Source organism: Arcticibacterium sp. SM2516 (genome assembly GCF_057914865.1).
This window is the reverse complement of sequence record NZ_CP195290.1, coordinates 3131094-3154746: the sequence shown is the minus strand read 5'-3', so window position 1 is coordinate 3154746 and position 23653 is coordinate 3131094. Positions and strand designations below refer to the sequence as shown.

Genomic DNA, 23653 nt, shown 5'->3' with positions numbered 1-23653 from the left:
ACTTTTATTGACATTTTTATTTATCTTGGTCTCTTTTAGGTTAAGTGCGAAAGCTATTTGGCATTTGTATTTTTCTCTAATTTCACATTCATTGCATCCAGTCGAACATTTAACGATTTGAGCAAAGTATTTTCATTTTCCAATTTCTCAATTTTAGCATTTAATGCTTTAATTGCTTCTACAATCATGGGGTCAAAATCGCCATAGGAAGCAGATAAAAAGCCAGCTTCGTTTTCATTAATTTTTTCAGGAAAAATTTCTCTTAAATCTTGAGCTATAAAACCGTATTGAAATCCACGCTCAGGATTAGCCTTTAATTGGTAGGTAACTCCTTGCATTTGTAATACTTTTTGTAGAATATCATAGCTGTTTAATAAGACTATTTTTGTTTTTAATCGCCTATCCGAAGGGAAAATCCAATTGCCAGTTCCTAATGTTTTAAACGCCTCCCCTTCTACTTGAAAAGCCTCCGTTCTTGTAAGAAAATCATTGGCAGCCGTTGTTGTCAGATTTCTATTAATACTAACTTTGTTATAAAAAAAATCGCCCCCGATTAAAGGAGCAACGGTGTTGTAGTTTGCAATATATAGCTTATAACTTCCTGTTTCTAAAGCACCTGCATTGTGTCCTATTCCTACGTTTTGATTTCCTGAAACAGTGCTTAATGCATTTGTTCCCACAGCTACATTATAATTCCCTATTTTGTTTTCGAGTAAGGCATTTTTTCCCATTGCTAAATTATCATGACCCAGTGTATTGGCATTCATTGCCTGATGGCCCATTGCCACATTATTATCTGCACCTTGGTTATTCGCTAATGCATTCATACCCACAGCAGTATTAAATGCACCTGTACTTGCTTGCAAGGCATTTGCCCCTATTGCTACATTGAAACTACCTATTAAGTTAGAAGATAAAGCACTTGAACCCACTGCTACATTGGAACCGCCTGTAGTATTTGCCCCCATTGCAAAATTGCCCATGGCGGAGTTGGCTGACCCTATAGTGTTGGCTTTAAGTGAGTTGTTTCCAAATGCTGAATTGAAATTGCCTGAAACTGCTGAAATTGTAGTATTCTCAGCCAATGCATTTGCTCCAAATGCAGAATTACTTATCCCTGCAATATTAGATCGCAAAGCCGCAGCTCCCATGGCCGAATTACTGTAGCCTGTAGTATTATTAGTCAATGCCAAATAGCCTAAGGCTGAATTATTATATCCATAAGTATTATTCGTCAAAGTCAAACTCCCTACAGCAGTATTATAACTCCCTGATAATCCTACAACAGTTGTTACTTTTGAAAGCGTTTTATAACCAATAGCGGTGTTGCCTGTTACTGTGGTGGCCAATTTCAACGCATCTTCGCCCAATGCCGTATTGGTTTTAGACAATGTGGATGATGCCAGATTGCTATTAATCCCAGCAGGCGTAATCGTAATGCTCTCGTCCGTAGAGCGAGTAGCGAAAATTTGAGCATTGGAATTCAATGAAATAAGGACTAATGCCCCACTCCAAAATGTTAAAAGCGTTTTCATGTTTTTTTCTATTGATTGTTTTTCTAAAAGTTTTTTGATGAACAACTCATTTGCCCTGCGGCAAACTTTTTTTGTTTGGATAAAATCATGTCTTTTAATTGTTCTATTTCAGCAAGTAAAAATTGATTCTGTGTCTGCAAATCTGTGGTTCTTTGTTCCAAGGCTTTAATGCCTGCATATGCCACGCCCAGTAAGTCTAATGCAGAAACCGTGGTGTCATTGCCAATCACACCTTTTTCATCTTTACCGAAATTATCGTGAAAATCCTGAGCCATGATGCCGTAGTGGCGGTATTGCTGCGTCTCTTTGTCTTTGAAATTCCAGGAGTAAAATGGGATTTTTGAGATTTTTTGTAAGACAGATTCGCCGTTTAGTTCTAAGAAATTCTCTTTTTTGTTTCGGTCAGAAGTATATGCCCAACCATTGCTTGCAGGGATTATGTAGGCATAATTGTTTGTGCCTGCTACATAGAAAGTATAATTATCAAACCGCATCACCATTTGATTATCGGTGGTATTGGTAGCAGCAATATTATTGGAAGCCCCACCTATGCAAAACGAGTTGGTATGATTGTTTGTATTGGCAAACCTTCCCATAGCTGTTGAATTGTTTCCAGAAGCCTGATTTTTATTTCCAATGGCTGTTGAGGCTGTTCCACTGGCTGTATTATAGTAGCCTATCGCAGTTGCATCAATCCCTGAGGCAGTTGAATTATCTCCCATTGCTACTGAAAGACTCGCAGATGCTTTGGTAGAATATCCGATAGCGATAGAATTTGTTCCAGAGGCTTCAGTAGATGACCCAATAGAAAATGAATAATTTCCTGTTGCGGCAGCGTAAATCCCCATTGACAATGCTGCTATACCAGATGATAAATTATGTGAACCCAATGCTATTGAATATAATCCACTTGCCTTACTGTTATTACCAAAACCAAAGGAGTTTACTCCAACATTTGCGAAATCAAACTCGTCTATATTAGCATAGCCTGCTCTAAAAGCTCCTTTGTTTGCATACCATATAAATTTATTGCCAAATCCTGTGGTGTCTGACCCAAAAAGAACGGTTTTCCCTGTGGAAACATGGAAAGGAGCTTTAGGTGTGTTTGTGCCAATACCTACATTACCCGTATTATAATTATAAATATCATTGCCGCTCATAGCCCAACCTGTTCCAGATGCGGCATTAGTGATGGGTATCCATGCCGAGTTGTTCCAATATTGAAGTTGATTGGTACCATTGTTATAATTCATCGTTCCTTTGGTAGGATTTACGGGGTTTCCCGGCACTATTGTAACTGATTGGCAAAACGACAGTCTGCTAATTATTAGCAAATTAAATAGGATAATTACTGTTTTATTCATGCTCATTTTTCAATAAAATCTAAAAGCTAATTCTCTTTTTTTACCATCAACAACTTTTCAATATCTTCTAAACGAGCTTCTATTTTTTCATTCTTAGTTCTTAATGCATTATTCATATCCGATAATTCCTCCGTCCGTTTTTCTAAGGCCTTAATCCCCGCATAAGCCACGCCCAATAAATCTAAAGCAGAAACAGTGGTGTCATTGCCAATTACACCTTTTTCATCTTTACCGAAATTATCGTGAAAATCCTGAGCCATGATGCCGTAGTGGCGGTATTGCTGCGTCTCTTTGTCTTTGAAATTCCAGGAATAAAATGGGATTTTTGAGATTTTTTGTAAGACAGATTCGCCGTTTAGTTCTAAGAAATTTTCTTTCTTGTTTCGGTCAGACACGTAGGTCCATCCGTTACTTGCTGGAAGTAGATATACGTAATTAGCTGTATTGCCCAGCAAGAAAGTATAGTTGTCAAACCGCATCATCATTTGGTTGTCTGCAGAATTATTAGTCACCGTATTTGAACCTACGCCAGCTATACAAAAAGAATTTTCATAATTATTAGTATTAGCATTTCTGCCCATAGCAGTCGAGTTGGTACCACTTGCGGTTGTAGATTTACCGAACGCCGTAGAAAAATTACCTGAAGCGGTATTACTACTTCCGAAAGTTGTGGAATAATTGCCTGAACTTGTTGTAAATTCCCCAGCTGCAAACGAAAATGTACCACTGGCTTTTGTGCCATTTCCCAGTGCAGTAGAAGATTCTCCGGAAGCCACATTATTACTGCCGACAGTAAAAGAGAATTTACCTTTTGCTATATTATCTTGTCCTAATGCTGTGGAGGTAGCACCAATGGCAAAGGAATGCTGACCCATAGCCACAGAAAAATCGCCTTTTGCTTTAGTATTAAAACCTGCACCAAAAGAAAATACACCAATACTATCTTTATCCCAATTGTTAAAATTTGAAATATCGGCATCTGGAAATCCAAATATTGATTTATTGCCCACTCCACCAGTTCTGAATGCAGCTTTATCAATATACCAAAAGGTACGAGTTCCTTTACCACTTACTGGTGGTGGTATAATGGTATTGCCCAAAAAAGTACTAAGGCCATTAAATAGCACACTTTTGCTTTCGACATGCAATCCAGCAAGAGGGAAAAGCGTACTGACACCTACATTTTCATTTTGTTCTATCGTTATAACTGGTTTGTGGTTTGTTCCTAGCCACAAAGAAGCATTTTCTTGATTTATTAAAAACGCTGTTGAACTGTTATTTTCAATTCCGATTAGTAAACCATCTGAAGTTAAAATGCCAGTATTTGGAGTTTGGAAAATCGCATTTGAAAAAGAACCTGAATAGATATTGAGAGGGGAGATCGGATTATTTGTACCAATGCCCACATTACCAGTATTAGTACTAATTATATTGTTTCCATTCATTGCCCATCCTGCATTTGTAACGGGAATCCAAGATGTGCTATTCCAGTATTGTAAAAGACTGGTATTGTGATTGTAAACCAGTGTTCCTGCTGTAGGGTTTGCAGGATTGGAAGGCACAATTGTTACGGATTGTGAATGTGCTAAATGGCAAATATGGAGAACTACAATGACAATGAAATGATTTTTTTTCATGGTTTTTTGAAGGGTGAATTGTTCTTAAGTTTCAAGCTAAATTTTCAGAAACAGTATGCCATCTCCTTCTTGAAATCTGAAATTCCGTACCGTCTTTCATGGTTATTCTTTTTGTATCGGGATTCAGTTTTTTTACAAAGTTCTTATTGATAATAGAAGACCGATGAATTCTAATGAATGTAGATGGTAGAAGAACTGCATACATGGCTAGGCAGTAAGACATAGTTTGTGTACGGCCCGTGTGTAAATTAAAAATGGTGTAATTTATGTTAGCTTCGAGGCTGACAATATTAGATAAAGCATTAATCAGTAATTTTTTATGGTCTTTTTGTGGACTTCTTAACTTTGTTTTCATGGGTATGAACATTTGGCTTTTTTAATTTCTAAACAAAGTTTGGGAATAAAATTTCATCCAGAAAAAAAAGCAAATCGAAGTGCCGAAATGAGTGCTTTAAAAGTTGAAAATCGGAGATTATTGGTATATCGATATTTTAAACACAGAGACATAGACGAAAATATTTTATCATTCTTGCAGTATTGTCTTTTCAATCCGACCACTTGTATTCATCTGTCTTTAAAATTTATAAGCCCTTTGATTTTAAGCTTTTAGTGTTTTTTTTACAAAGCATTATAGGACTTTTTATTACTTGTTTCAATGAGAGTTCTCCGAAATATTCGAGCAGTTGCTCATATGTAATTTCCAATTAAATAAACCTTCTGTTTCTTCAATTTTAATGAAACTGATTTTTTAAGCACTTTAAATAAAGCCAGATTCAGTTTCAATATTTTCTTAGTCCTGAATAGAGGGATTGGGGATTGATTTTTATTACCCATATCTAAAACACAAAACGCTCTAAAACTGCGATGAAATTCCCTATCATGTGCATTGCAATTGGCGTATATATAGACTTAGTGTTATATTTTGCGTAACTAAATAAAGAAGCGTCAAAAAGGCTTTGTACAATACCAATATTTGAAGAAAGGGTATATTGATAAGTAAAATTGTGAAGTAATACGAAGAAACAGGCTTGAAGAAAAATCGCCAAATGTCTATTGATATTCCGTTTTGTGAGGGCGTTTAAAATTAAGCCTCTGAAAATAAACTCTTCAGCAATCGGGGCTAAAATTACTGCTCCTGAAATTCTAATTATAGAAGGTAACAATGAATGGTTCCATTTATCTATTTCAAGAATTCCTAACTTGAAAAAAGTGAATTCCGTCAGCAAAATCAAAATCAAAAAAACGAAGATCCAGATCATAAAACAACTATTGGAAATTGGCTTATTTAAGTTTAATTCCTTGGGATTAATTTTCTTTAATCTTATCCTTAAAAACAAAATGATCAAAATTACCACAAAAGGCAAAACTCGAACTATAGCTGATTTTATCTCTTCATTCATATCACTTCGGGTCTAATAATTACTGAAGGCAGATTTATCTATCAGCATAGCGATATGATGTTATTTGGCTAAGCTTTATCCTGCAATTCCGCCTTTTCAACTCAAAGGTTATAATTCAGGTTATCCACAAAAAATAAAGCTAAACAAACCACCAAAATGGGTATTTGAATGGTAGTAAAGTGGAGGCTAATGGCACCTAGAATACTTAAGCCCGGTTTAAAGCAATGGGATTTTTACAATATATTCAGAAGCTTTCTCGATTAAGACAATTGGTCTGGGAGAAAAGTAGTCATACAAATTTTGTAGGCTTTGCAGGCCCTGTTTATTTGAGGTTTCTACGAACTCTTTTTTTTGTAGATTATTTTTAAAAATCAAGTAGTCTGATTCTATGCTTAAACTGATATACAAGGGGTTCTCTTCTTCTATTATATTGTGTTTTATAGCGTTTTCGAATAAATTTTGCAAAGTTACCGGTACTATACTGTGACCGAAGTAAGCTTTGTCAATTGAAATGTTAATTTTCAAGCTCTCTTCAAATCGTGATTTTTGAAGATCAATATAGTGCTTTACGAAATTCAGTTCCTGTTCTAAAGTCACTAAATCCTTTTCTTTATTTTGTAATATGTACCTATAAATTAATGACAATTTTTGCAGGAAATTAGACGCCTGTTTCGGCTCCGTCATTATGAGGCTATTGAGAGATGTGAGGCTATTAAATAAAAAATGAGGATTGAGATGATTGATTAAATTTTGGTACTGAATCTCCGATTTATCCTTCTCCAAACGAGCTGACTGCATCCTTAAAGAATAGATTTTTGACCGCTCATTTGCTAGAAAACGTAAAAATGAGTACACCAAAAAGCAAAATAGTAAAATGCAACTATATAAAAACCAACTAGTTTTATAGAAGACAGTTTCAATATGAATGTTTAATAAACTGGAAGGGGATTCATGTCCACTTTCGTCTATTGACATTACCTTAAAAACATAATTGCCTTGTTTAAGATTGGAAAAGGAAGCAGAATTATTCGTTGTCAAAATCCAATCATCATTTATTCCTATAATCTGGTATTTATATTTATATTTTTGAGATATATTAAGAGTTGAGAAGAAAATTTCAAAAACGTTATCATTGTTCTTAAGATTGATTTCAGAGGAATCTTTATGAAAAAGTACTTCATTATTATTAAAGAATATTTTAGAAATAAGCACTTTCTCGGTGGTTGGTTTTTCAGATATTTTCAATGGATCTATAACTGTTATTATACTCTTCATTAATGATAATACTTTACCATTTCGCAAGTAGAATAAATAGTTTTTCCATTTTAGATTTCCTTTGTCAATTTCAATGTTTTTAGAAATGACATTATTTGTTTCAGGATTGAAAATGGTAAAATCATTGAAGGCAGATGTCCATATTCTTCCACGGTTGTCTACCATAAGACTATGGATGGTGTTCAGGTCTAATGCCGTATTAAATGCTCCAGAAGTTGGATTAAATTTTATCAAGTCATAAGTGCCAATCCAAAAGTCGCCGTTCTTGTCTTTTTTTATTCCCGTATAACCTATTTGCCTGAAGTCCTTTGTGCTTGAGGTTTTTGCCATTTCAAAGCTTTGTTTTTGTTTAGAAAACTTTGCCAAGCCCCTGGCATGTATGCCAAGCCAAATGTTGCCATCGCTGTCTGTTTCAGAAGAACTCACTGGACTAGGACTTTCTATTTTAATAGGATAGCTTGTCCACTTTTGAGTAATTATAGAATAGCTAAAAGCCTTATTGTATTCTCCATAAACCCATATATTGTCCCCCTTTAGTATTGAATTGGATATTAAATGTTTGTTTTTAACATCATCCGGATATGCTATATATGTAAGCTTTTTGTTTTTCTTGTCAAACCTATAAATAGCATTAGTACTTACTGAAAATATAGATTCTTTGTAGTCAATTAATCCTATAATAGATGGTTTTGTGGGTTCAAATGATTGAGGTATTATATAGGTCTTTAAGGCGTTTTTGGCTGGGTTATAATGTAGTATATCTGCATGGGCAGTAGAAAGCCACCAAGTCTTGTCAGAATTATCTTCCTGAAATAAACGTAGCTCACTTTCCCCTTTTAGTTCTGGGTATAATTCAGAAATATCAAAGATTTCGAAGAAGTTTTTAGCAGGATTAGTAATAGAAATGCCATTAGAGGTAGCCAACCAAATGGAGCCGTCCATTTCCTGAAATCCGTCCCAAAAAAGGTTTGCTGAAATTGAATTAGGTTTTAAATTGTTATGCTTTAAACTATAAGTTTTTTGACTTTCGACATCATAAAAAAAGCTACAATGATTCCATGCAGATAGCCATAAATTATGTTTGCTATCAATAAAGATGCAGGATATGTCTGAGTCCTCTTTACCTTTATTTTCTTCAAATATTATTTCTTTTTCTATAGTTCTTGTTAGTACATCGTAGTAAATGATTTTGTGAATAAAGGCATCATAAAAAACTAGCTTTTTTTGGTCAACGTTTATCGTAGAAACATCTTTAAAGTTGAAAATTGGGTTATTTTCTGGATTGTTTTTTTTGTTTACGAAAATGCTTTTTTCAAAGTTGAAAAAGTTCAAGCCATTCTTTGTTACCAGCCAAATACCTTTATTTAAAGGATCGAGTGCTAATCCTCTATTGAGAATCCTATTGTGTGAAATAGTACTATTATCAGATGGATTATTTTTGAAATTATGAAGCCTTTTGGTAGTGGTGTTAAAGTAAAAAAGTCCTTGGTCACGAATAGAAAACCAAATGTTGCCATTATAGTCGCACACAATGTTTAGACAAACAAAGTTGGCTTTGTTTAACTCCGAAATGAATTGAAATCTATTAGTCTTCTTGTCATAATAACAGATTCCTTCTCCAGTACCTATCCATATTCTTTCTTCCTTATCTTCGCACAAGGAAAATACATCGCTATGAATTAATGAATTAGTATCATTTTGTACATGTCTAAATACGGTAAACTCGTTGCCGTCAAACCTTTTTAAGCCATTTCCTGTACCAATCCATAAAAAGCCGTCCTTGTCCTTTAAAAAACAGTTATTATAATTGGAAAGGGTTCCTTGCTTATCTAAAATATGTTTGAAATTAAATGAGGCTTCTCTTACTTGGCCGTTTACGGTAGAATGGCCTTGCCAAAAAAACAGCAAAATCAAGACTCTAAAAGTGTATTTTAATAAATTTATCAATGCACTAATTTATCAATCATCTTTCCATCCATTTTTTAAAAATAGGAGCTTTTTGTCTACTAATATCAATCTCAATAGTTTGATATGGCACCTTTAGTTTTACTACAATTTTGGAGTTTTCAATACCCCAAATCTTCTGAACGGCTGACCTAGCGACAATAAATTGACGGTTTATTCTGAAAAAAATATGAGGGTTCAGCATATCTTCAATCTCATCCATGGATTCACAAGAGATATTGTGTTTTTCGTTGGATATTGTGAAGGCATAAATGAGTACGTCATATTTAAAATACATGATTTCTTCGGATTTAATGGGCACCAAAGAATTTCTAAAATTGCACAAAAAATATTCCTTGTAGGGCATTCGGTTGCTACCCGTCTGAAGCATTTGAGCCAGACTATTATAATCAAAGGGTAACTTATTAGTAAAACTATTTAGGTTTTTTGCTTTGGCTATGGCTTTTTCTAACTCTTCTGGCTCTACAGGTTTGAGTAAATAATCTATTCCGTTTACTTTGAAGGCTTTAATGGCGTATTCATTGTATGAGGTGGTAAATATTATTGGGCATGAAATAGTAAGCTGTTCAAAGATTTGAAAACTTACCCCATCTCCTAGCTGAATGTCAGCAAAAATAACGTCTGGTTCAGTATTTTCATTGAACCATTTCAAGGCATACTTTACACTTGGTATGACGGTGGTGATTTTAATACTGGCATCAATTTCGGCGATTTTCATCATCAATTCTTTTGCCACCAATTTCTCGTCTTCTATGATTATCGCATTCATTCTCAGTAAATTATCTGAAACATACCAAATGACAGATAATTTATATAATAATGCAACATAGTTAGTTTGAAATGTCGAAAATAGGCAATGAGAAGTTGTTTTTGACTGATTATTTTATAAAACTTAATAGCTATAAATAGAAGAGGTTATGAAATATAAGAAAGTGGGTTAGGGTAGCATGGAATTTACACGTTTAAAGATGATGTGTTTTTGGCCAGAGTATTTGCAGCCGTACCCCTCTTTAGTCTTTAGAATTAACTCATTTCTAGTTTCCAATTGTATAAATCTGCCGTCTCTCCTGTTTTTATGAAATTATTTTTCTTGAGCACTTTAAAGGAAGCCATATTTGTTCTGTCTGTAGACGCTAGTATTACTTTGACTTTTGGTTGAGTTTTTACCCATTCAATAATCCCTCGGACAATTTCTGTCATATATCCTTTATTCTGGAATTCTTCATAAGTGCCGTAGCCAATTTCAATTTCCCCATTTGCATTAGGTTCTCCAACCATGCAAAGGTCACCAACCATTCTATTTTCTGATTTAGAAATGGCCGTCCAGAGTGTTGAGTACAAATAGTTTTTATTTTTATCTGCCACATTTGGGAGGATTGTTTGTTCAAACGCCTCTTTTAGTTCTGGAGAAAGTATTCTTGAGCTTTCATTCAAGTCCAGTTCTTCTTCTAAAGAATTATCGCATTTCACATACTTTATTAATTGGTCATATGTAAGTGGCTTTAAAAAAAGTCTCTTGGTTTCTATCATTTTGCTAGGCTATTAATGTAAATTGTTTGTAAGGAAAAGAGACTGTCTTTTTTTAACCCGCTTTAGGGTAACTCTTGGTTAGCCTTAGCAATAGTTGTTTTTGTGTTAAAGCTTTAAAAAAAATGATTTATTGAGGCCAAAATTAGCTACAACTTTTCAAGTAGTTTAAAGTAGAGGTATTCCCAAGCCAATTTTACACTATAAAGTGGTGGGTAGCTGTAATCTTCTACTTCAGCTATAACATATTGCAATCCTGCTTTTTTGTCATATTTAAATATTTCTTCAAAATTAATTTTTCCACTTTGTCCTAATTCTTTATAGTCTTTGATGTGCCAGCTGATAAACCGCTTTGGGTATTTTTCAAAGTATTCTCTAGGTTCTACACCTCCCACTTTCATCCAGTATAAATCAGCTTGGAAATGAACAAAGTTGGGGTCTGTATGTTTTAAGAAATAGTCATACACTCGCTCGCCATCTACATATAGAAACTCATCTGCGTGATTGTGAAAAACAAACTGCATGTCATTTTCTGCACAGAGTTTTCCTACCCTATTATAGTAGTCGGTATATCGCTGTAGCTCCGCTTTATTTTTAATTTGTTTTATTTTATTATTAGAAGTAGAAAGGTATTTAACCCCAGCCTTTTTATGGTCTTCAATGCATTTCTTCCACCATTTAATGGCCACTTCCATATTATTATCGGCAGGCAAGTCGTAGAATGTCATGGAGCCTAAAAACTTCATGCCGGTGTTTTCCACTAATGTTTTAAACTCAGTAGGGGACATGCCGTAAAAAAGGCCATTGGAATAAACAAAAGTCTCTATGTAGCTGTAGCCCATTCTACTAAGCTCTTGCAGTGTTCGTTTAGGGTCGTTCTGCATTTCTTTATGTACAGAGACCAACTGAATACCTATGTTTTTGTCTTTAGGGTTTTGCTTAATGTATCTCGTTTTCCAGAGGTTTTTGTTTGAATTATCAAATCCTTCCACTAATACATCGGTGAAGCTGTTGAAAGTGAATTTGACACGCATAATGTCATTACCATTTAGGTCTTTGTCTTGCATGACCCAGTCGCTACTGCTCTCAAACTTACCTTTGCCTATAAACAGTTCTCCACGACTATTTTTTCCAAAAGCCCGAATGTTATCTTGCGAGCTGTCGTAGGCTATCAATTCAAATAAGGTTGAAACATATTGACCGTCTTTTTTTTGAAAAACCTCTACAGATAGCGTTTGTTCATTGAGTTTCATTTCGCTCACCATTTTTATGGTAGGAAAACTTGATAGGCTATCGGTGCCAGGGTGTATGGAACTGTACCATTCTCCGGAGTATTGTATCAGTCGGTCTTGCTGGGATTTAATCTGGAAATCTTGCTGACCTTTCAGCATACCGGCATTTAGCAAGGCAAAAATGAGGATGAAAGATTTTATAAAAGTGAATTTCAATGCAGTATTATTTAGTTTTCTGGGGTCAAAAATAGTTATAGTTTATTAGTCGTGTTGATTTTAATCATTGTTGCTTTGGAGGTGTTTTAGATTTTACTTCTATAAATTTCTATACCCTTGTTTCACGCACTTAAACCCGGTTTATGCATAGGAGAATTGTAATGAATAGCTAAAGTGTAATAAATAAGACATTTAAACGAAATTAGCATAGCGTTTATCCTGAGCTAATGTAGTGCTATGGTGATTGAGTTTAAATGGGTTTACGAACTGATTTGAAGCAATTTAGTTACGGTCCCGATAAAATCGGGAGATTTTCTAATGCATAAAGCTGGTTAATTTCTTTAAAATGCAAAGCTTTTTTTTGATTAAAAACTAACGGAGAAGCCTCATCATCTGAGGAGTCTATAATGGTATGCTTAGTAAAATACTGGATTTGAGCGTTATCTAGTTCCTTTTGGCATTCATGACATGCCGAAGTTTTTTAAAAAAGAACAGGATTAATAGGGCTATTAATAATTTCGCCAATTTTTACACCCGGACACCACGCCTCCCAATCTAGTTGTTGGTTTTCGTTTATGGGGGCCTTCAGTATCATGTCTTTGTCCATATAAATCACCGTCATGACGCTACGCATTTCTTGGGTGGTATTGGCTCCTGCTCTATGGAATATCCAACCACTATGAAAACTAACTTCCCCAATTTCAAAAGGCTCCGCTATTTGTTGAAAATCGCCCAAGCGAAGTTTAGAAGATATGATTTTCTCGCTGTCGTCGGAGATTTTTAGATTTCTACCATCTTGAAGTAAATGACTTTTCGCGGAAAACTCCAAAGGACCCATTTCTAAGGGCACAGCCTGAAGTGGCACCCAAGCAGTGACGGTGTGGTCTGTGGCCAAGGGCCAGTAATATTGGTCTGCGTGCCAAGGGGTAAATCCGCCTCCTGGTTCTTTAAAAAGAGCTTGGTCATGATAAAGGCGGACACCAGAAACCTGCATTAACTGCGTGGCTATATGTGCCAGTCGCTTTCCAAAAACAAATTCCTTGACTTCTACGGATGTCCTCCAGAGGTTCATCACTTGCAGAAAGGCCTTACTGTATGTGTCCCTTTCTGCCATAGGCAGGCTTTCTTTACTGAGTTGCTTAACTCTTTCAATGATGACGCCACGAAATTGGTCGAGGGTTTCGGCATTAAACACTTGTTTGAGTTTGATGTATTTATGCTCTTGATAAAAGGCAATTTGCTCTTCTGTAAGTAGATAAGGTTGGTCTATTGACTTCATATGGTACAAGGGATTGAATAATCAAGATTCTATTTCAAGGCAAGTGCGTTTATCTATGTTAGTAAGAATAAAACTAGTCTTGTAATCTTTCTTTTACTTCTTCAAAATACTCTTTCGGCGTTTGTTTTGTAATTTTTTTGAAAGACCTATTGAAGGCTGTTTTAGAATTAAAACCTACTTCATAAGCCAATGCCAAAAGCGTATAGTTTCTGAATTTGTCTTGTTCCACCAATGCTTTGAATTCTTCAATTCTATAGCCGTTTATAAGCTCAAAAAAGTTTTTACCGTAATGCTCATTGATGGCTTTTGAAAGAATATGCGACTGCGTATTTATTTGAGTTGCAAGCTCACTTAAGGTCAGTTTAGGATTCAGGAATGGCTTGTTCTCTAATATATTTTTTTCCAAATCATCAATGATAGATAAGTGATTTTCTGAAGTTCCAATTTCTTTTTTCTCCGTATTGGCCACTATTTTTTGTGATACAGTGCTTTCCAGAATGTCATCAAAAATAGAGATGGTCTGTGGTGTGGCTTTAAAGGTTTCTGGCTGATGAATCGCAAAATATCCCAAGATGTAGGTTATCATTGAGAAAGACAGCCAAATAAGGTCAATAAAATTTTCTTGGATATCTACAGTGTCGTACCTGGTGACTTTGGAGACTCCCAAAACCACAAAAAAGGAGAACCATATCAGCAAACAGATAAACTGAATGATAAGAATGGTCTTTAAGTAATTTAAGTTTTGATCATAGCTGAAATTAGACTGAAATTGCTCTTGATAGTTTTGGATGGTTTTGCGAAACAGGTTCCAATAATAGGCATTCCAGAAAAAACCAACAAAGCCCGTAGCCAGAAAGATAATGACCAAAGAAGATTCCTGATTCATGATTCTGTCCAGCATCCCTTTGTCTGATTGCATTAAAAAAGGCAAGTAAACCAAGAGCTGTATTAAAAAAGGAATAAAATGAAGGTACCACCGAGAGGGCAGATACGCTATATTAAAGAGCAGTTTTCTGAGATAGAAATAGTAAATGGGTGCGTACAAGAATATGACAAAGTCAGAGAAAAAGAGCACCTTTGAAAAGGACTGGACAGCGTTCTGGTAGTTAGATAAAAGGTAAAAAAGAATACTGACTGATGAGAGTCCAATGGCAAAAAAGAGCCATTTATTAATGTCATTGTTTTTAGAATGTAAGTTAGGAATGGCTATTAAAAGTAAAACACCTTGGAAGATGGAGAATAGGAGAAGGAGGTCATAAAGTGAATAAAAACTAAATGCTCCGTGGAGGTCTTCCCAGCCTTCTACTCTAAATTCTAAACTTTCTACTTGATTGGTGTATTGCCTCTTAAATTGTCTGTTGGGTCTGGCTTTACCACTTTCTCTGCCTTCTACGGATGCCCAAGAGCCACGTGTGAACTTGAATTCTATGGCTTCAAAATCAGAATAAACTTTACATCTATAACTTCCGTCAATCGACTTTTTGAGTTTATACATTTCATCAGCTGGGTCCCAGTTGTTGAAATTTCCTGCTACGTAGATAGACGCATCTTTTGGTGTATTTTCTGGTACGGCTTTAATAATGAAGGTATAGACCACCTGCTCTTCCCAGCCCAGAATATTATTATTTAGTTCTGTCTCATCAACAGCAGACTGCTTATAAATTCTATTGGGAAGTGCTAAACCCGCTGGGGTGCCTTCTGAAGTAGCCCAGCTTCCTTGCGTAAATTTATATTCAAAGGTATTGGGAGCATTTTCCAGTACTATACTATATCGTGCGGGACCAATTTTGGTCATTCTAAAATCAGGGTCTCCAGCATTCCACTCATTAAAATCGGTTGACAAATAAATGTCTCCTTTTTCAATGAGCGGCTTCACCTTTAGCTCTACGTTTATGGTGAGCTGCGAGAAGGAGAGTATGGGCAAGACCAACCAACCTATTAGGTAAGCCCAAAAATGGCTGAGGTTGATATTTGACTTAAAAAATTTCAAATTTAAAATAGTCCTAACTGTGTTTTAGAATCGTCTCCTGATGCTTTTTTCGGTTCGCTTGGTTTCACCTCTGTCTTGGTTTCTGAGTTTTTTGGCTCATCTGTAGTTTCTGAATTGGCATCGCTGCCAGAATCATTATCGTCCTCTGGTTCTTCTTCTGGCTCCTCTTTTTCTATGATTTCCGGCTCCAGCATTTTTACTTCACTTATTTTCATGAAAGGCAGTTTGTTTCCTAATGCCTTCCATCCTTTAACGCCGACTAGCTCCTCTAATTTGAATTCAACTTTTTCAATATTGGATTTACGGTCTTTTTTTACTTTTAGTTCTGCTCTAGGCAGGTCATCATAAGAAAGCCCTAGTAGTTCGGTACGGTTATGTTCTGTTAAGAACGCAAACCTCTTATCCATGGTAGAGGTTTCTATTTGGAATCTTTTGATATAGTAGATCCTACTTTCTCCATCATAGTAAATGGCAGAGACGATACCTTTGTCTTCAAACTTTTTCACCATCCATACCGACCTAGAGTCGTAATGGTTGGTGAGTTCAAAATTGGTGAGTTCGTACTCGCCAGTTTTATAAAGCACCAAGATTTTGTCATCGGCCTCAAAGTTTCCAATATAGTCGCCGTGTTCGTCTTTATTGAGACGCCCAAGGTTTGGTGTATACCAGATATCCACACCTCCTAAGGTAGATTTTCCAGAAGATTTCAGTGTAACCTTTCTTACAGGATATTTTGTGACCACATTTCCTTGAGAAGAACGTCCTTTGATGAGTAGATCGGTGAAATCATATTCAAACTGCTTTTTCTTCGCCGTACAAGATGCCGTTAGGTTGATGGTAATGGTTTCGGCCTCACCATTTTCATTATCGCTGAAATAAAGAATCTTGGATTTTGGGTTTCCTTTGGTTACATGGTATTCCTTATCTCTGGTGATACTGGTAATGTTAAATCTTTTGGCGTAAGTGTTGCCTGTTTTGCCATCCAGATAAATGGCGTTGTATATTCTACGTTCGTCATCTTTTCTCCAAACCGAGCAATGGATAATGTCTTTGCCTACAAAGTTCTTATCCGATATTTTGGAAATACTATAGGTTCCGTCTTTTTTGAAGGCAATGATATCGTCGATATCGGAGCAGTCCATTAGAAATTCTTCCTTCTTAATGCCGTAACCAATAAAGCCATTAACTCTGTCTACGTAAAGTTTCTGATTATTGGCAGCCACTACTGTGGCTTTCACTTCTTGGAATTCAAGGAGTTCCGTTCTTCTTTCTCTGCCTGCACCGTATTTTTTGATAAGATTATCAAAAAAGTCAATGGCGTATTCCACTAGGTTTTCAAGATGGTGATTCACCTCTTTTAAACTTTCTAGCAGCCTCGTCATAAGTTCGTCGGCTTTGAAGGAGTCAAACTTGGAAATTCTTTTGATTCTTATTTCTGTCAGTCGCAGAATATCTTCTCTTCCTATCTCTCTATAAAAATCTTTTTTATAAGGTTCTAAACCTTGGTCAATGGATTCAATAACCGCCTCAAAAGTCTCACATTCTTCAATGTCTCTATAGATCCTGTTTTCAATAAATATTTTCTCTAGAGAGCTATAAAGCAATTTTTCCATCAGCTCAAACTTCTTAATCTCCAGCTCTCTTTTGAGTAGATGGACCGTTTGGTCTGTGGAATCTCTAAGGATGTCTGAAATGCTGACAAAGTGAGGCTTGTCATCTCTAATAACTACCGCATTAGGAGAAATGGAAGTTTCGCAAGAAGTAAAAGCATAAAGTGCATCTATCGTGATGTCTGGAGAAGTATTAGGAGCCAAATGTATTATGATCTCTACATCTCTAGCCGTGTTATCTTCTACTTTCTTAACCTTTATTTTTCCTCTGTCATTCGCTTTTATAATAGAGTCTATTAGTCCACCAGTGGTTGTTCCGTAAGGTATTTCGCTGATTTTCAGGGTCTTTTTGTCAACCTCGTGGATACGAGCTCTTACTTTTACTCTACCGCCTCTGGCACCATCATTATATTCTCTGGCATCCAAAATACCTCCAGTTAAGAAATCTGGATAAATTTGAAATTTCTGACCTTTAAGGTGTTTAATACAGGCATGACAAATCTCAATAAAGTTATGAGGCATCAGCTTTGTAGAAAGCCCTACCGCAATTCCCTCAACACCCATTTCTAAAAGCAGCGGAAATTTAGAAGGCAATGTTACCGGCTCACGCTTTCGTCCGTCATAAGACATTTGCCACTCTGTGGTGTCTTCATTAAAAAGAACCTCATTGGCAAATTTTGAAAGCCTTACTTCTATATATCTTGGTGCGGCAGCACTATCTCCCGTACGAACATCCCCCCAGTTTCCCTGGATATCCAGTAAAAGTTCTTTTTGACCAATGGTCACCATGGCATCTCCAATGGAGGCATCACCGTGTGGGTGAAACTGCATAGTGGCACCTATTACGTTGGCCACTTTGTTAAAACGGCCATCGTCCATTTCTTTTAAGGCGTGCATTAACCTTCTCTGCACAGGCTTTAGGCCATCTTCAGATGCGGGTACGGCCCTTTCTAAAATTACATAGGAGGCATATTCAAGGAAGTAATCCTCAAACATGTCATCTAATACTTCATCTTGCTGGGTTGGATCGTAAACTTGGTTTTTGTCGCTCATTGGGGATAGAAATGCTACACTTTTAAGGGTATCTGCAAAAATAAAGAAATGTTGGTCAATTTAAGTTTGTGAGCTAATGAATGCAAAAAAAACTATTGGGAAAGGTCTATAATTGGAGATGTTTAGATGTTTTACTAAATATATTAACATCTTGAAGTGCTTTTGGATTTAGTATTTTCGCATTAAATGAAAAAAAGAGACGCAACATACATCACTGTTTGTATTCCGGCCTATAAAGAGCTACATCTTTTAGAGATGTTAAATTCTTTAGCGGTCTGCATGGTGGATGGTTTGATTGTTAAGGTTTTGATATTTATCAATGCTGCTGAAAATGAGGTCACTGAAGTGAAAATGTTGAGTGAAAAGGTTTTTATTGTCACGAAGGAATGGATTGCGGCTTATGAAGGAAATATATCTTTTGAATGTTTTATAGATCAGGAATTACCCCCAAAACATGCAGGTGTGGGTTTGGCGAGAAGAGTATTAGGAGATAAAGCGGCGACAGATTTTAAATCAAAAAATATAAATGGTGTTATAGTTTATCTAGATGCCGACTGCACGGTGGAGCGGAATTACCTCCAAGCCATCTCTCATTTTTTTGGTAGCACAAATTTTAATGCCGCTGCTATTCATTTTGAGCATCCTATTGAAGATGAAATTCGGGATAAGGCCATCATAGAATATGAGCTTCATCTAAGATACTATATTTTAATGCAGCGTTTTTTAGCCCTGCCATTTGCCATTCATACGGTTGGCTCTAGTATGGCTTGTTTGAGTGATGCTTATCTGAAAAAGGGTGGTATGAACAAACGAAAAGCGGGAGAAGATTTCTATTTTTTACAGAAGTTTATCAAGGACGACGAGTGTGGTCATATCCATAATACCACGGTTTACCCATCCGGTAGGACTTCAGAAAGGGTGCCTTTTGGTACAGGTAGAGCCATGCTCAAATATGAGGAAGAAGGATTTGAATGGCAAACGTATAATCCGGAAGCTTTTTTGATTCTAAAACCTTTTTTGGATAAAAAAGTAAGATTTTACGATTTTGAAATAGATTTCTCGGGAATTCATGAAGGGTTAAAGGCTTACTTGGAATCTATCAATGCCAAAGAAAAAATAGCATTGATTAAGGGAAATGTGGCTTCTTTTGAGGCTTTTGAAAAGCGTTTCTTTCAGTTTTTTGATGCCTTCCAATTAATGAAATACCTGCATTTTATGCGAGATGAATACGGTGTGAATGATGTACCTATTACTGAAGGTGTAGCTTGGTATTTCGAAAAAGTTATAGGTTCTAAATTAGAAAGTGATTTGAGTATTGTACTTTCAAAGATTAGAGAAATCGATAATAAATAAGCGTATGGAAATTAGAAAATTTAAAGATGCCGAAGAGCTTTCTTTGGCGGTCGCCAATTATATCATTGCGTTGATAAAAGAGAAGCCAGATGCCACTATGGTGCTTACTTCTGGTGATACTCCAAAACGAGCCTATAAATTGATTTCTGAAATCGGTGCGTCTGTAGACTTTTCTAAATGCATGATTATAGGATTAGACGAATGGGTAGGCGTAGGGCCAGAAAGTGAAGGGAGCTGTAGGTATATCGTGGATGAAAACCTTCTAAAACCACTTCATGTTTCTGAAGAGAACTACACTTTCTTTGATTCGTTAAATCCTGATTTAACATCTGAATGTCAACGTGTAGATAAGTTGATTTCAGAAAGAGGAGGTTTAGATTTAATGTTGGTGGGTATAGGGCTAAACGGGCACATTGGTTTAAATGAACCAGGCTATGACTTTGATCATTATTGTCATGTGACCGATTTGGCTCAAATGACGACGGAAGTAGGTCAAAAATACTTTGATTCGGAAACAGCTTTGTCAAAAGGAATTACCGTAGGTCTAAAGCATTTGCTGGAAGCCAAAACCGCCATGGTAATAGCTTCTGGAGAAAAGAAAGCGGGAATTATACAGAGCACAGTTACAGCGGAGGTTTCTTCCGAAATACCTTCCACGGTTTTTCAATTACACCCAAACGGACTTATTTGGGTAGATAACGCAGCTGGGAATAAAGTTTAGAATTAATGCAAAGCCGCTCTGATGGGTAAGTTTTTCACCACCTCGCATTCTTGATCAACCCAATAAGCTAGTCGGCTGTAAACCTTCTCTTCAGAGAAGTAGTTAAGAGCCATTTTGACAAAAGTATGCCCATGTTTGGCCTCAGACACCCACAGTGTTTTATAAAATTTCGCTATTTCAGGGTCTGGGTGAGCATCTGCCACCATTTTAAAGCGTTCGCCACCGCGAGTTTCAAAGACAGATGCAATAAGAAGGCCATCTAAAAAACGTCCTTCTACATCGCTGTATCTAAGTTTCATAAGAGCCTTTATATAAGGGTCATCTGCTATGCTATGTTGGAGCTGTATGCCTCTAGCTTCCATTAATTTATATACGGCCTCAAAATGTTGAAGTTCCTCTATTCCTGTGGCTATTAGTTCCGGAAGTATCTCAGTTCTATTTGGATATTTGGCCACAAAACTCATGTTCATGGCAGAAGCTTTACGTTCGCAGTCGGCATGGTCTTGTAAAAAACTATTAAAATCAGCCATCACGGCATCTAACCACGCTTGGCTGCTAGCCCCTTTTATATCCAGATTTAATTTCATGTGGCGAAGGTAAAATAGAAATCAGTAAAACTCAATGATTTGGAGCTTTGGCTGTACGTTAAATAAAAAGATTGCCCAGAAATGGACTTTTGGTTGCAGGTTATCCTTTTAACGTTGAAGATGTTAGCCGATATTAATACTTTTATTACATGGTGTCTAAGTTTTATAGCTTACTTGTCGTAGTTGCTTTCTTTTTTCCAAGAGAAGGGAATTCACAGCAGATTCCACCGATAGAAATTTGCGAGCAATGTTTAAAGGAGGTTTTTGAGAATACTTTTAAAGCCACTAAAGAAGCACTTCCTCCTAGCCATTTAGATTCTGTCAGTTTTACGCTTAGAATATTTTGTAAGGAATCTCATAACGGACTTTTGTATGTTGGAGATAGTGAATACATCTCTGTTATTAATGGTGTAGATACACTTAAGGCTGGAAAATTCAGACCAAAGAGTGAACTGGAATCACCTTTTTCGAGGTATCTGATTCCGGTGGCTTTGTCAAAAGGAGATAATGATTTTGAGATTAAGATGTCTCAGAATGATGGAAAGCATTTTACCGTAAAACCCAAATTGATTTTAGGAGCCGACATTGAAGACGCCGTTTCGCTTTATTATCTTCAAAATGAGCATGCACGTATTGTAAACATTGTTAGTGTTTTACTAATCGCCTTACTCTTCATATTTTCAGTTTATCAATACACCCTTCATCGGTCAAAGATTTACAGGGTGTATGGTTGCTATTTGTTATCCATTCTGGTTTTTCTGTTTCTTTTTTCCGATGAGTATTTACAATGGCACCTTGTTCTGCCCAATAACCTGGATAAATATGGAGCCTTAAATATTATTCCACAGGGCATTGTTTATGTGCTTTATATGGAGTTTGGTTTAACCTTGTTAGAGATAAGAAGGAGGGATAAATGGCTATTTAAAATTAGCAGAGTTTTTCAAGGCCTTACTTTACTACTCACCTTTTCTCACGCTTCTTACTTGATTTTTTCTGGAGGAGATCAAGATTTTATTTTTAAGCATTTCTATAAGGTCTATTTGGTGCTTTCCGTGCTTTCTACCTACATCACTTTTTACGTTATTTTTAAAATTAAGGACTCTTTAAAGTGGTTTTTGATATTAGGTGGCTTGATAATAGGCTTTGCCGTGGCCAATGAAATCGTGAATGTATTTGTGAAAGGAATACCAAAAGCCAGGGATTTTTATTTTACTCTGCCAAATGGCTTATTGCATTTTAGTTTCTTGGAGATAAGTTACGTGATTGAAAGTTTAATCTTTTTAATGGGTATTAACTCAGGAAACTTAAGGAAGGAAAAGGAGAATATTGCATTGAAGGAAACGCTGATTATCCAATTACAAGAAAAGGAAAGCTTAGAGAAAGAGGTGAATGAGTTACTTCAGGACAAATTAATGGCTAGCCAAAGTAAACTGGAGTTGGAAAAAATGACGACTGAAAATGAGCGGAATAAATCACAGTTGATGCAGTCACAGTTGAGCTCTTTGCAGCTCCAGATGAATCCTCATTATTTGTTTAATTCGTTAAATTCTATCAATGATTTTATCATTTCAAAAAAGCCCGAAGAGGCGTCGGAGTACCTAGCACTTTATGCCAGAATGATGCGTAATATTTTAAGAAATTCAGAAAAGACCTTCAATTCCTTAGAACAAGAATTACAGTTTTCTGAAGACTATCTTAAATTAGAGTCTTTGCGTTTTGAAGGTCGTTTTGAATATGTTATCATTCGGCCTGAAAATCTCGCAGTTTTGGAGAATAGATTGCCCGGGATGATGCTACAACCCATCCTGGAAAATGCCGTTTGGCATGGCATCATGCCACTTAAAAGAAAAGGAAAGATTGTGCTAGATGCCAGTCAAAGTTCCACAAATGAAGTGGTCATTGAGATTACGGATAATGGTAATGGTATTCTTAGCTTAGAAGATGAGCCGCTAAAGGAGTCTTACGGACTGAAAAACATTAAGAATAAAATTGATTTGCTTTATAAGTTGTACCCAAAGGAAATCAGCTTTGAAATGACTAATTTAGAAAACCAACCAGGACTAAAAGTGCGGTTTATTTTTCCCGAAATGGAACTGAAATCTAGTTAGGAATGAAATATACAGTCATTATAGTAGACGATGAAGCACATGCCATACGGACTTTAACAGCTCAACTTAGCTGGACTAAACTACCCTTAGAGGTTATTGGGTCTGCTAATTCTGTGGAAGAGGCCGAGGCACTACTTTATGCTTCTAAACCAGATTTTATTTTTCTGGATATTAAGATGCCTGGGAAAACAGGGTTTGAGCTTTTTCCCATCATAGACGAATCTGTAACGGAAGCTATTTTTGTAACGGCTCACGACGAGTTTGCCTTAAAGGCTTATCAGCATCATGCATCGGGGTATTTAATGAAACCTGTGAGTACTTTGGAATTGAAATCTTTGCTACAAAAATTAATAGACAGACGAGGTAAATTGGCAGGAAATAATCAAGATTTGGTGTTGGAGGAAAAGAGTGGCGTGGTAAGGTTGCCCATAAAAAGCATAGTTTATATTTCTGCAGAGTCCGGTTATACTATCCTTCATTTTGATAACGGGATAGAAAGAACCGTTTCTAAACTGTTAAAGGAATTGGAGGAGATTTTAGTAAGCAGAAACTTTCTAAGATGTCATAATAAATATCTGGTGAATATGGGGCATGTAAATGAGTTGAAAAAGGCCAGAAATTCAGTTTTGAAACTGTCTAATGGATTTCAATTGCCTGTAAGCAGAGCAAAGAAATCTGTTATTTATAATGCCTTTGAATTGCTCCGTTAAATGGAAACCAGTACCAATCATTTCATTTAATGTACCGTTTATCTTTTTAGATTTAATGTACTGCCTATTAAGAACGAAATTTCTATCGAAA

The 23653-nt window shown here is 36.2% G+C and carries 17 protein-coding genes; 4 read left to right on the top strand and 13 right to left on the bottom strand.

From position 1 onward, the window contains the following. Positions 1-53: 53 nt before the first annotated feature. The 12 genes from ACSBFT_RS13015 to ACSBFT_RS12960 all read right to left on the bottom strand — a co-directional run bounded on the left by ACSBFT_RS13015 (position 54) and on the right by ACSBFT_RS12960 (position 18083). A complete protein-coding gene (locus tag ACSBFT_RS13015; RefSeq protein WP_489600963.1) occupies positions 54-1535 on the bottom strand; it encodes a tail fiber domain-containing protein in 1482 nt (493 codons plus the stop codon). Positions 1536-1558: 23 nt separating this feature from the next. Beyond that, entirely contained in the window at positions 1559-2899 is a 1341-nt protein-coding gene (locus ACSBFT_RS13010; RefSeq protein ID WP_489600962.1) for a tail fiber domain-containing protein, read from the bottom strand. A gap of 26 nt (positions 2900-2925) precedes the next feature. After that, the gene (locus tag ACSBFT_RS13005; protein WP_489600961.1) at positions 2926-4536 is read right to left on the bottom strand and encodes a tail fiber domain-containing protein; all 1611 of its coding nucleotides are present in this window, start codon (positions 4534-4536) and stop codon (positions 2926-2928) included. Between the two features lie 31 nt (positions 4537-4567). Next, positions 4568-4891, bottom strand: a complete 324-nt coding sequence (locus ACSBFT_RS13000) for a LytTR family transcriptional regulator DNA-binding domain-containing protein (protein WP_463046728.1) — start codon at positions 4889-4891, stop codon at positions 4568-4570. A 481-nt stretch (positions 4892-5372) separates the two neighbouring features. Beyond that, a complete protein-coding gene (locus tag ACSBFT_RS12995; protein ID WP_489600960.1) occupies positions 5373-5795 on the bottom strand; it encodes a CPBP family intramembrane glutamic endopeptidase in 423 nt (140 codons plus the stop codon). Between the two features lie 357 nt (positions 5796-6152). Further along, a complete protein-coding gene (locus tag ACSBFT_RS12990; RefSeq protein ID WP_489600959.1) occupies positions 6153-9158 on the bottom strand; it encodes a ligand-binding sensor domain-containing protein in 3006 nt (1001 codons plus the stop codon). A 16-nt stretch (positions 9159-9174) separates the two neighbouring features. Next, complete coding sequence (locus ACSBFT_RS12985; RefSeq protein WP_463046725.1) at positions 9175-9945, bottom strand: LytR/AlgR family response regulator transcription factor; 771 nt, start codon at positions 9943-9945, stop codon at positions 9175-9177. 254 nt (positions 9946-10199) lie between these two features. Next, positions 10200-10706 carry a GNAT family N-acetyltransferase gene (locus tag ACSBFT_RS12980; RefSeq protein WP_463046724.1) on the bottom strand — a complete coding sequence of 169 codons (507 nt, stop codon included), beginning with the start codon at positions 10704-10706 and terminating at the stop codon, positions 10200-10202. Positions 10707-10852: 146 nt separating this feature from the next. After that, positions 10853-12151 carry a sugar phosphate isomerase/epimerase family protein gene (locus ACSBFT_RS12975; RefSeq protein WP_489600958.1) on the bottom strand — a complete coding sequence of 433 codons (1299 nt, stop codon included), beginning with the start codon at positions 12149-12151 and terminating at the stop codon, positions 10853-10855. Positions 12152-12632: 481 nt separating this feature from the next. Next, positions 12633-13430, bottom strand: a complete 798-nt coding sequence (locus tag ACSBFT_RS12970; RefSeq protein WP_489600957.1) for a phytanoyl-CoA dioxygenase family protein — start codon at positions 13428-13430, stop codon at positions 12633-12635. 73 nt (positions 13431-13503) lie between these two features. After that, positions 13504-15420 (bottom strand): helix-turn-helix domain-containing protein, encoded by a 1917-nt coding sequence (locus ACSBFT_RS12965; RefSeq protein ID WP_489600956.1) that lies wholly within the window; start codon positions 15418-15420, stop codon positions 13504-13506. Positions 15421-15422: 2 nt separating this feature from the next. Beyond that, entirely contained in the window at positions 15423-18083 is a 2661-nt protein-coding gene (locus tag ACSBFT_RS12960) for a DNA gyrase/topoisomerase IV subunit A (RefSeq protein ID WP_489600955.1), read from the bottom strand. Between the two features lie 186 nt (positions 18084-18269). On the opposite strand from ACSBFT_RS12960, the gene ACSBFT_RS12955 reads away from it, so the two are divergent. Further along, on the top strand, positions 18270-19436 hold the full coding sequence (locus ACSBFT_RS12955; RefSeq protein ID WP_489600954.1) for a hypothetical protein: 1167 nt from the start codon (positions 18270-18272) through the stop codon (positions 19434-19436). 4 nt (positions 19437-19440) lie between these two features. Further along, positions 19441-20157: a glucosamine-6-phosphate deaminase gene (locus tag ACSBFT_RS12950; protein WP_489600953.1), complete on the top strand. Its 717-nt coding sequence runs from the start codon at positions 19441-19443 to the stop codon at positions 20155-20157. Between the two features lie 2 nt (positions 20158-20159). On the opposite strand, the gene ACSBFT_RS12945 is transcribed toward ACSBFT_RS12950, so the two are convergent. Beyond that, complete coding sequence (locus ACSBFT_RS12945; protein WP_489600952.1) at positions 20160-20744, bottom strand: MiaE family protein; 585 nt, start codon at positions 20742-20744, stop codon at positions 20160-20162. Between the two features lie 149 nt (positions 20745-20893). On the opposite strand from ACSBFT_RS12945, the gene ACSBFT_RS12940 reads away from it, so the two are divergent. Further along, positions 20894-22852: a sensor histidine kinase gene (locus ACSBFT_RS12940; RefSeq protein WP_463048140.1), complete on the top strand. Its 1959-nt coding sequence runs from the start codon at positions 20894-20896 to the stop codon at positions 22850-22852. 2 nt (positions 22853-22854) lie between these two features. Continuing rightward, entirely contained in the window at positions 22855-23562 is a 708-nt protein-coding gene (locus ACSBFT_RS12935; RefSeq protein WP_489600951.1) for a LytR/AlgR family response regulator transcription factor, read from the top strand. The last annotated feature ends 91 nt before the right edge of the window (positions 23563-23653 follow it).

Coding starts and splice junctions, on each gene's coding strand:
- ACSBFT_RS13015 (WP_489600963.1), bottom strand. CDS start 1,535: ATGAAAACGCTTTTAACATTTTGGAGTGGGGCATTAGTCCTTATTTCA.
- ACSBFT_RS13010 (WP_489600962.1), bottom strand. CDS start 2,899: ATGAATAAAACAGTAATTATCCTATTTAATTTGCTAATAATTAGCAGA.
- ACSBFT_RS13005 (WP_489600961.1), bottom strand. CDS start 4,536: ATGAAAAAAAATCATTTCATTGTCATTGTAGTTCTCCATATTTGCCAT.
- ACSBFT_RS13000 (WP_463046728.1), bottom strand. CDS start 4,891: ATGAAAACAAAGTTAAGAAGTCCACAAAAAGACCATAAAAAATTACTG.
- ACSBFT_RS12995 (WP_489600960.1), bottom strand. CDS start 5,795: ATGATCTGGATCTTCGTTTTTTTGATTTTGATTTTGCTGACGGAATTC.
- ACSBFT_RS12985 (WP_463046725.1), bottom strand. CDS start 9,945: ATGAATGCGATAATCATAGAAGACGAGAAATTGGTGGCAAAAGAATTG.
- ACSBFT_RS12980 (WP_463046724.1), bottom strand. CDS start 10,706: ATGATAGAAACCAAGAGACTTTTTTTAAAGCCACTTACATATGACCAA.
- ACSBFT_RS12970 (WP_489600957.1), bottom strand. CDS start 13,430: ATGAAGTCAATAGACCAACCTTATCTACTTACAGAAGAGCAAATTGCC.
- ACSBFT_RS12960 (WP_489600955.1), bottom strand. CDS start 18,083: ATGAGCGACAAAAACCAAGTTTACGATCCAACCCAGCAAGATGAAGTA.
- ACSBFT_RS12955 (WP_489600954.1), top strand. CDS start 18,270: ATGAAAAAAAGAGACGCAACATACATCACTGTTTGTATTCCGGCCTAT.
- ACSBFT_RS12950 (WP_489600953.1), top strand. CDS start 19,441: ATGGAAATTAGAAAATTTAAAGATGCCGAAGAGCTTTCTTTGGCGGTC.
- ACSBFT_RS12945 (WP_489600952.1), bottom strand. CDS start 20,744: ATGAAATTAAATCTGGATATAAAAGGGGCTAGCAGCCAAGCGTGGTTA.
- ACSBFT_RS12940 (WP_463048140.1), top strand. CDS start 20,894: ATGGTGTCTAAGTTTTATAGCTTACTTGTCGTAGTTGCTTTCTTTTTT.
- ACSBFT_RS12935 (WP_489600951.1), top strand. CDS start 22,855: ATGAAATATACAGTCATTATAGTAGACGATGAAGCACATGCCATACGG.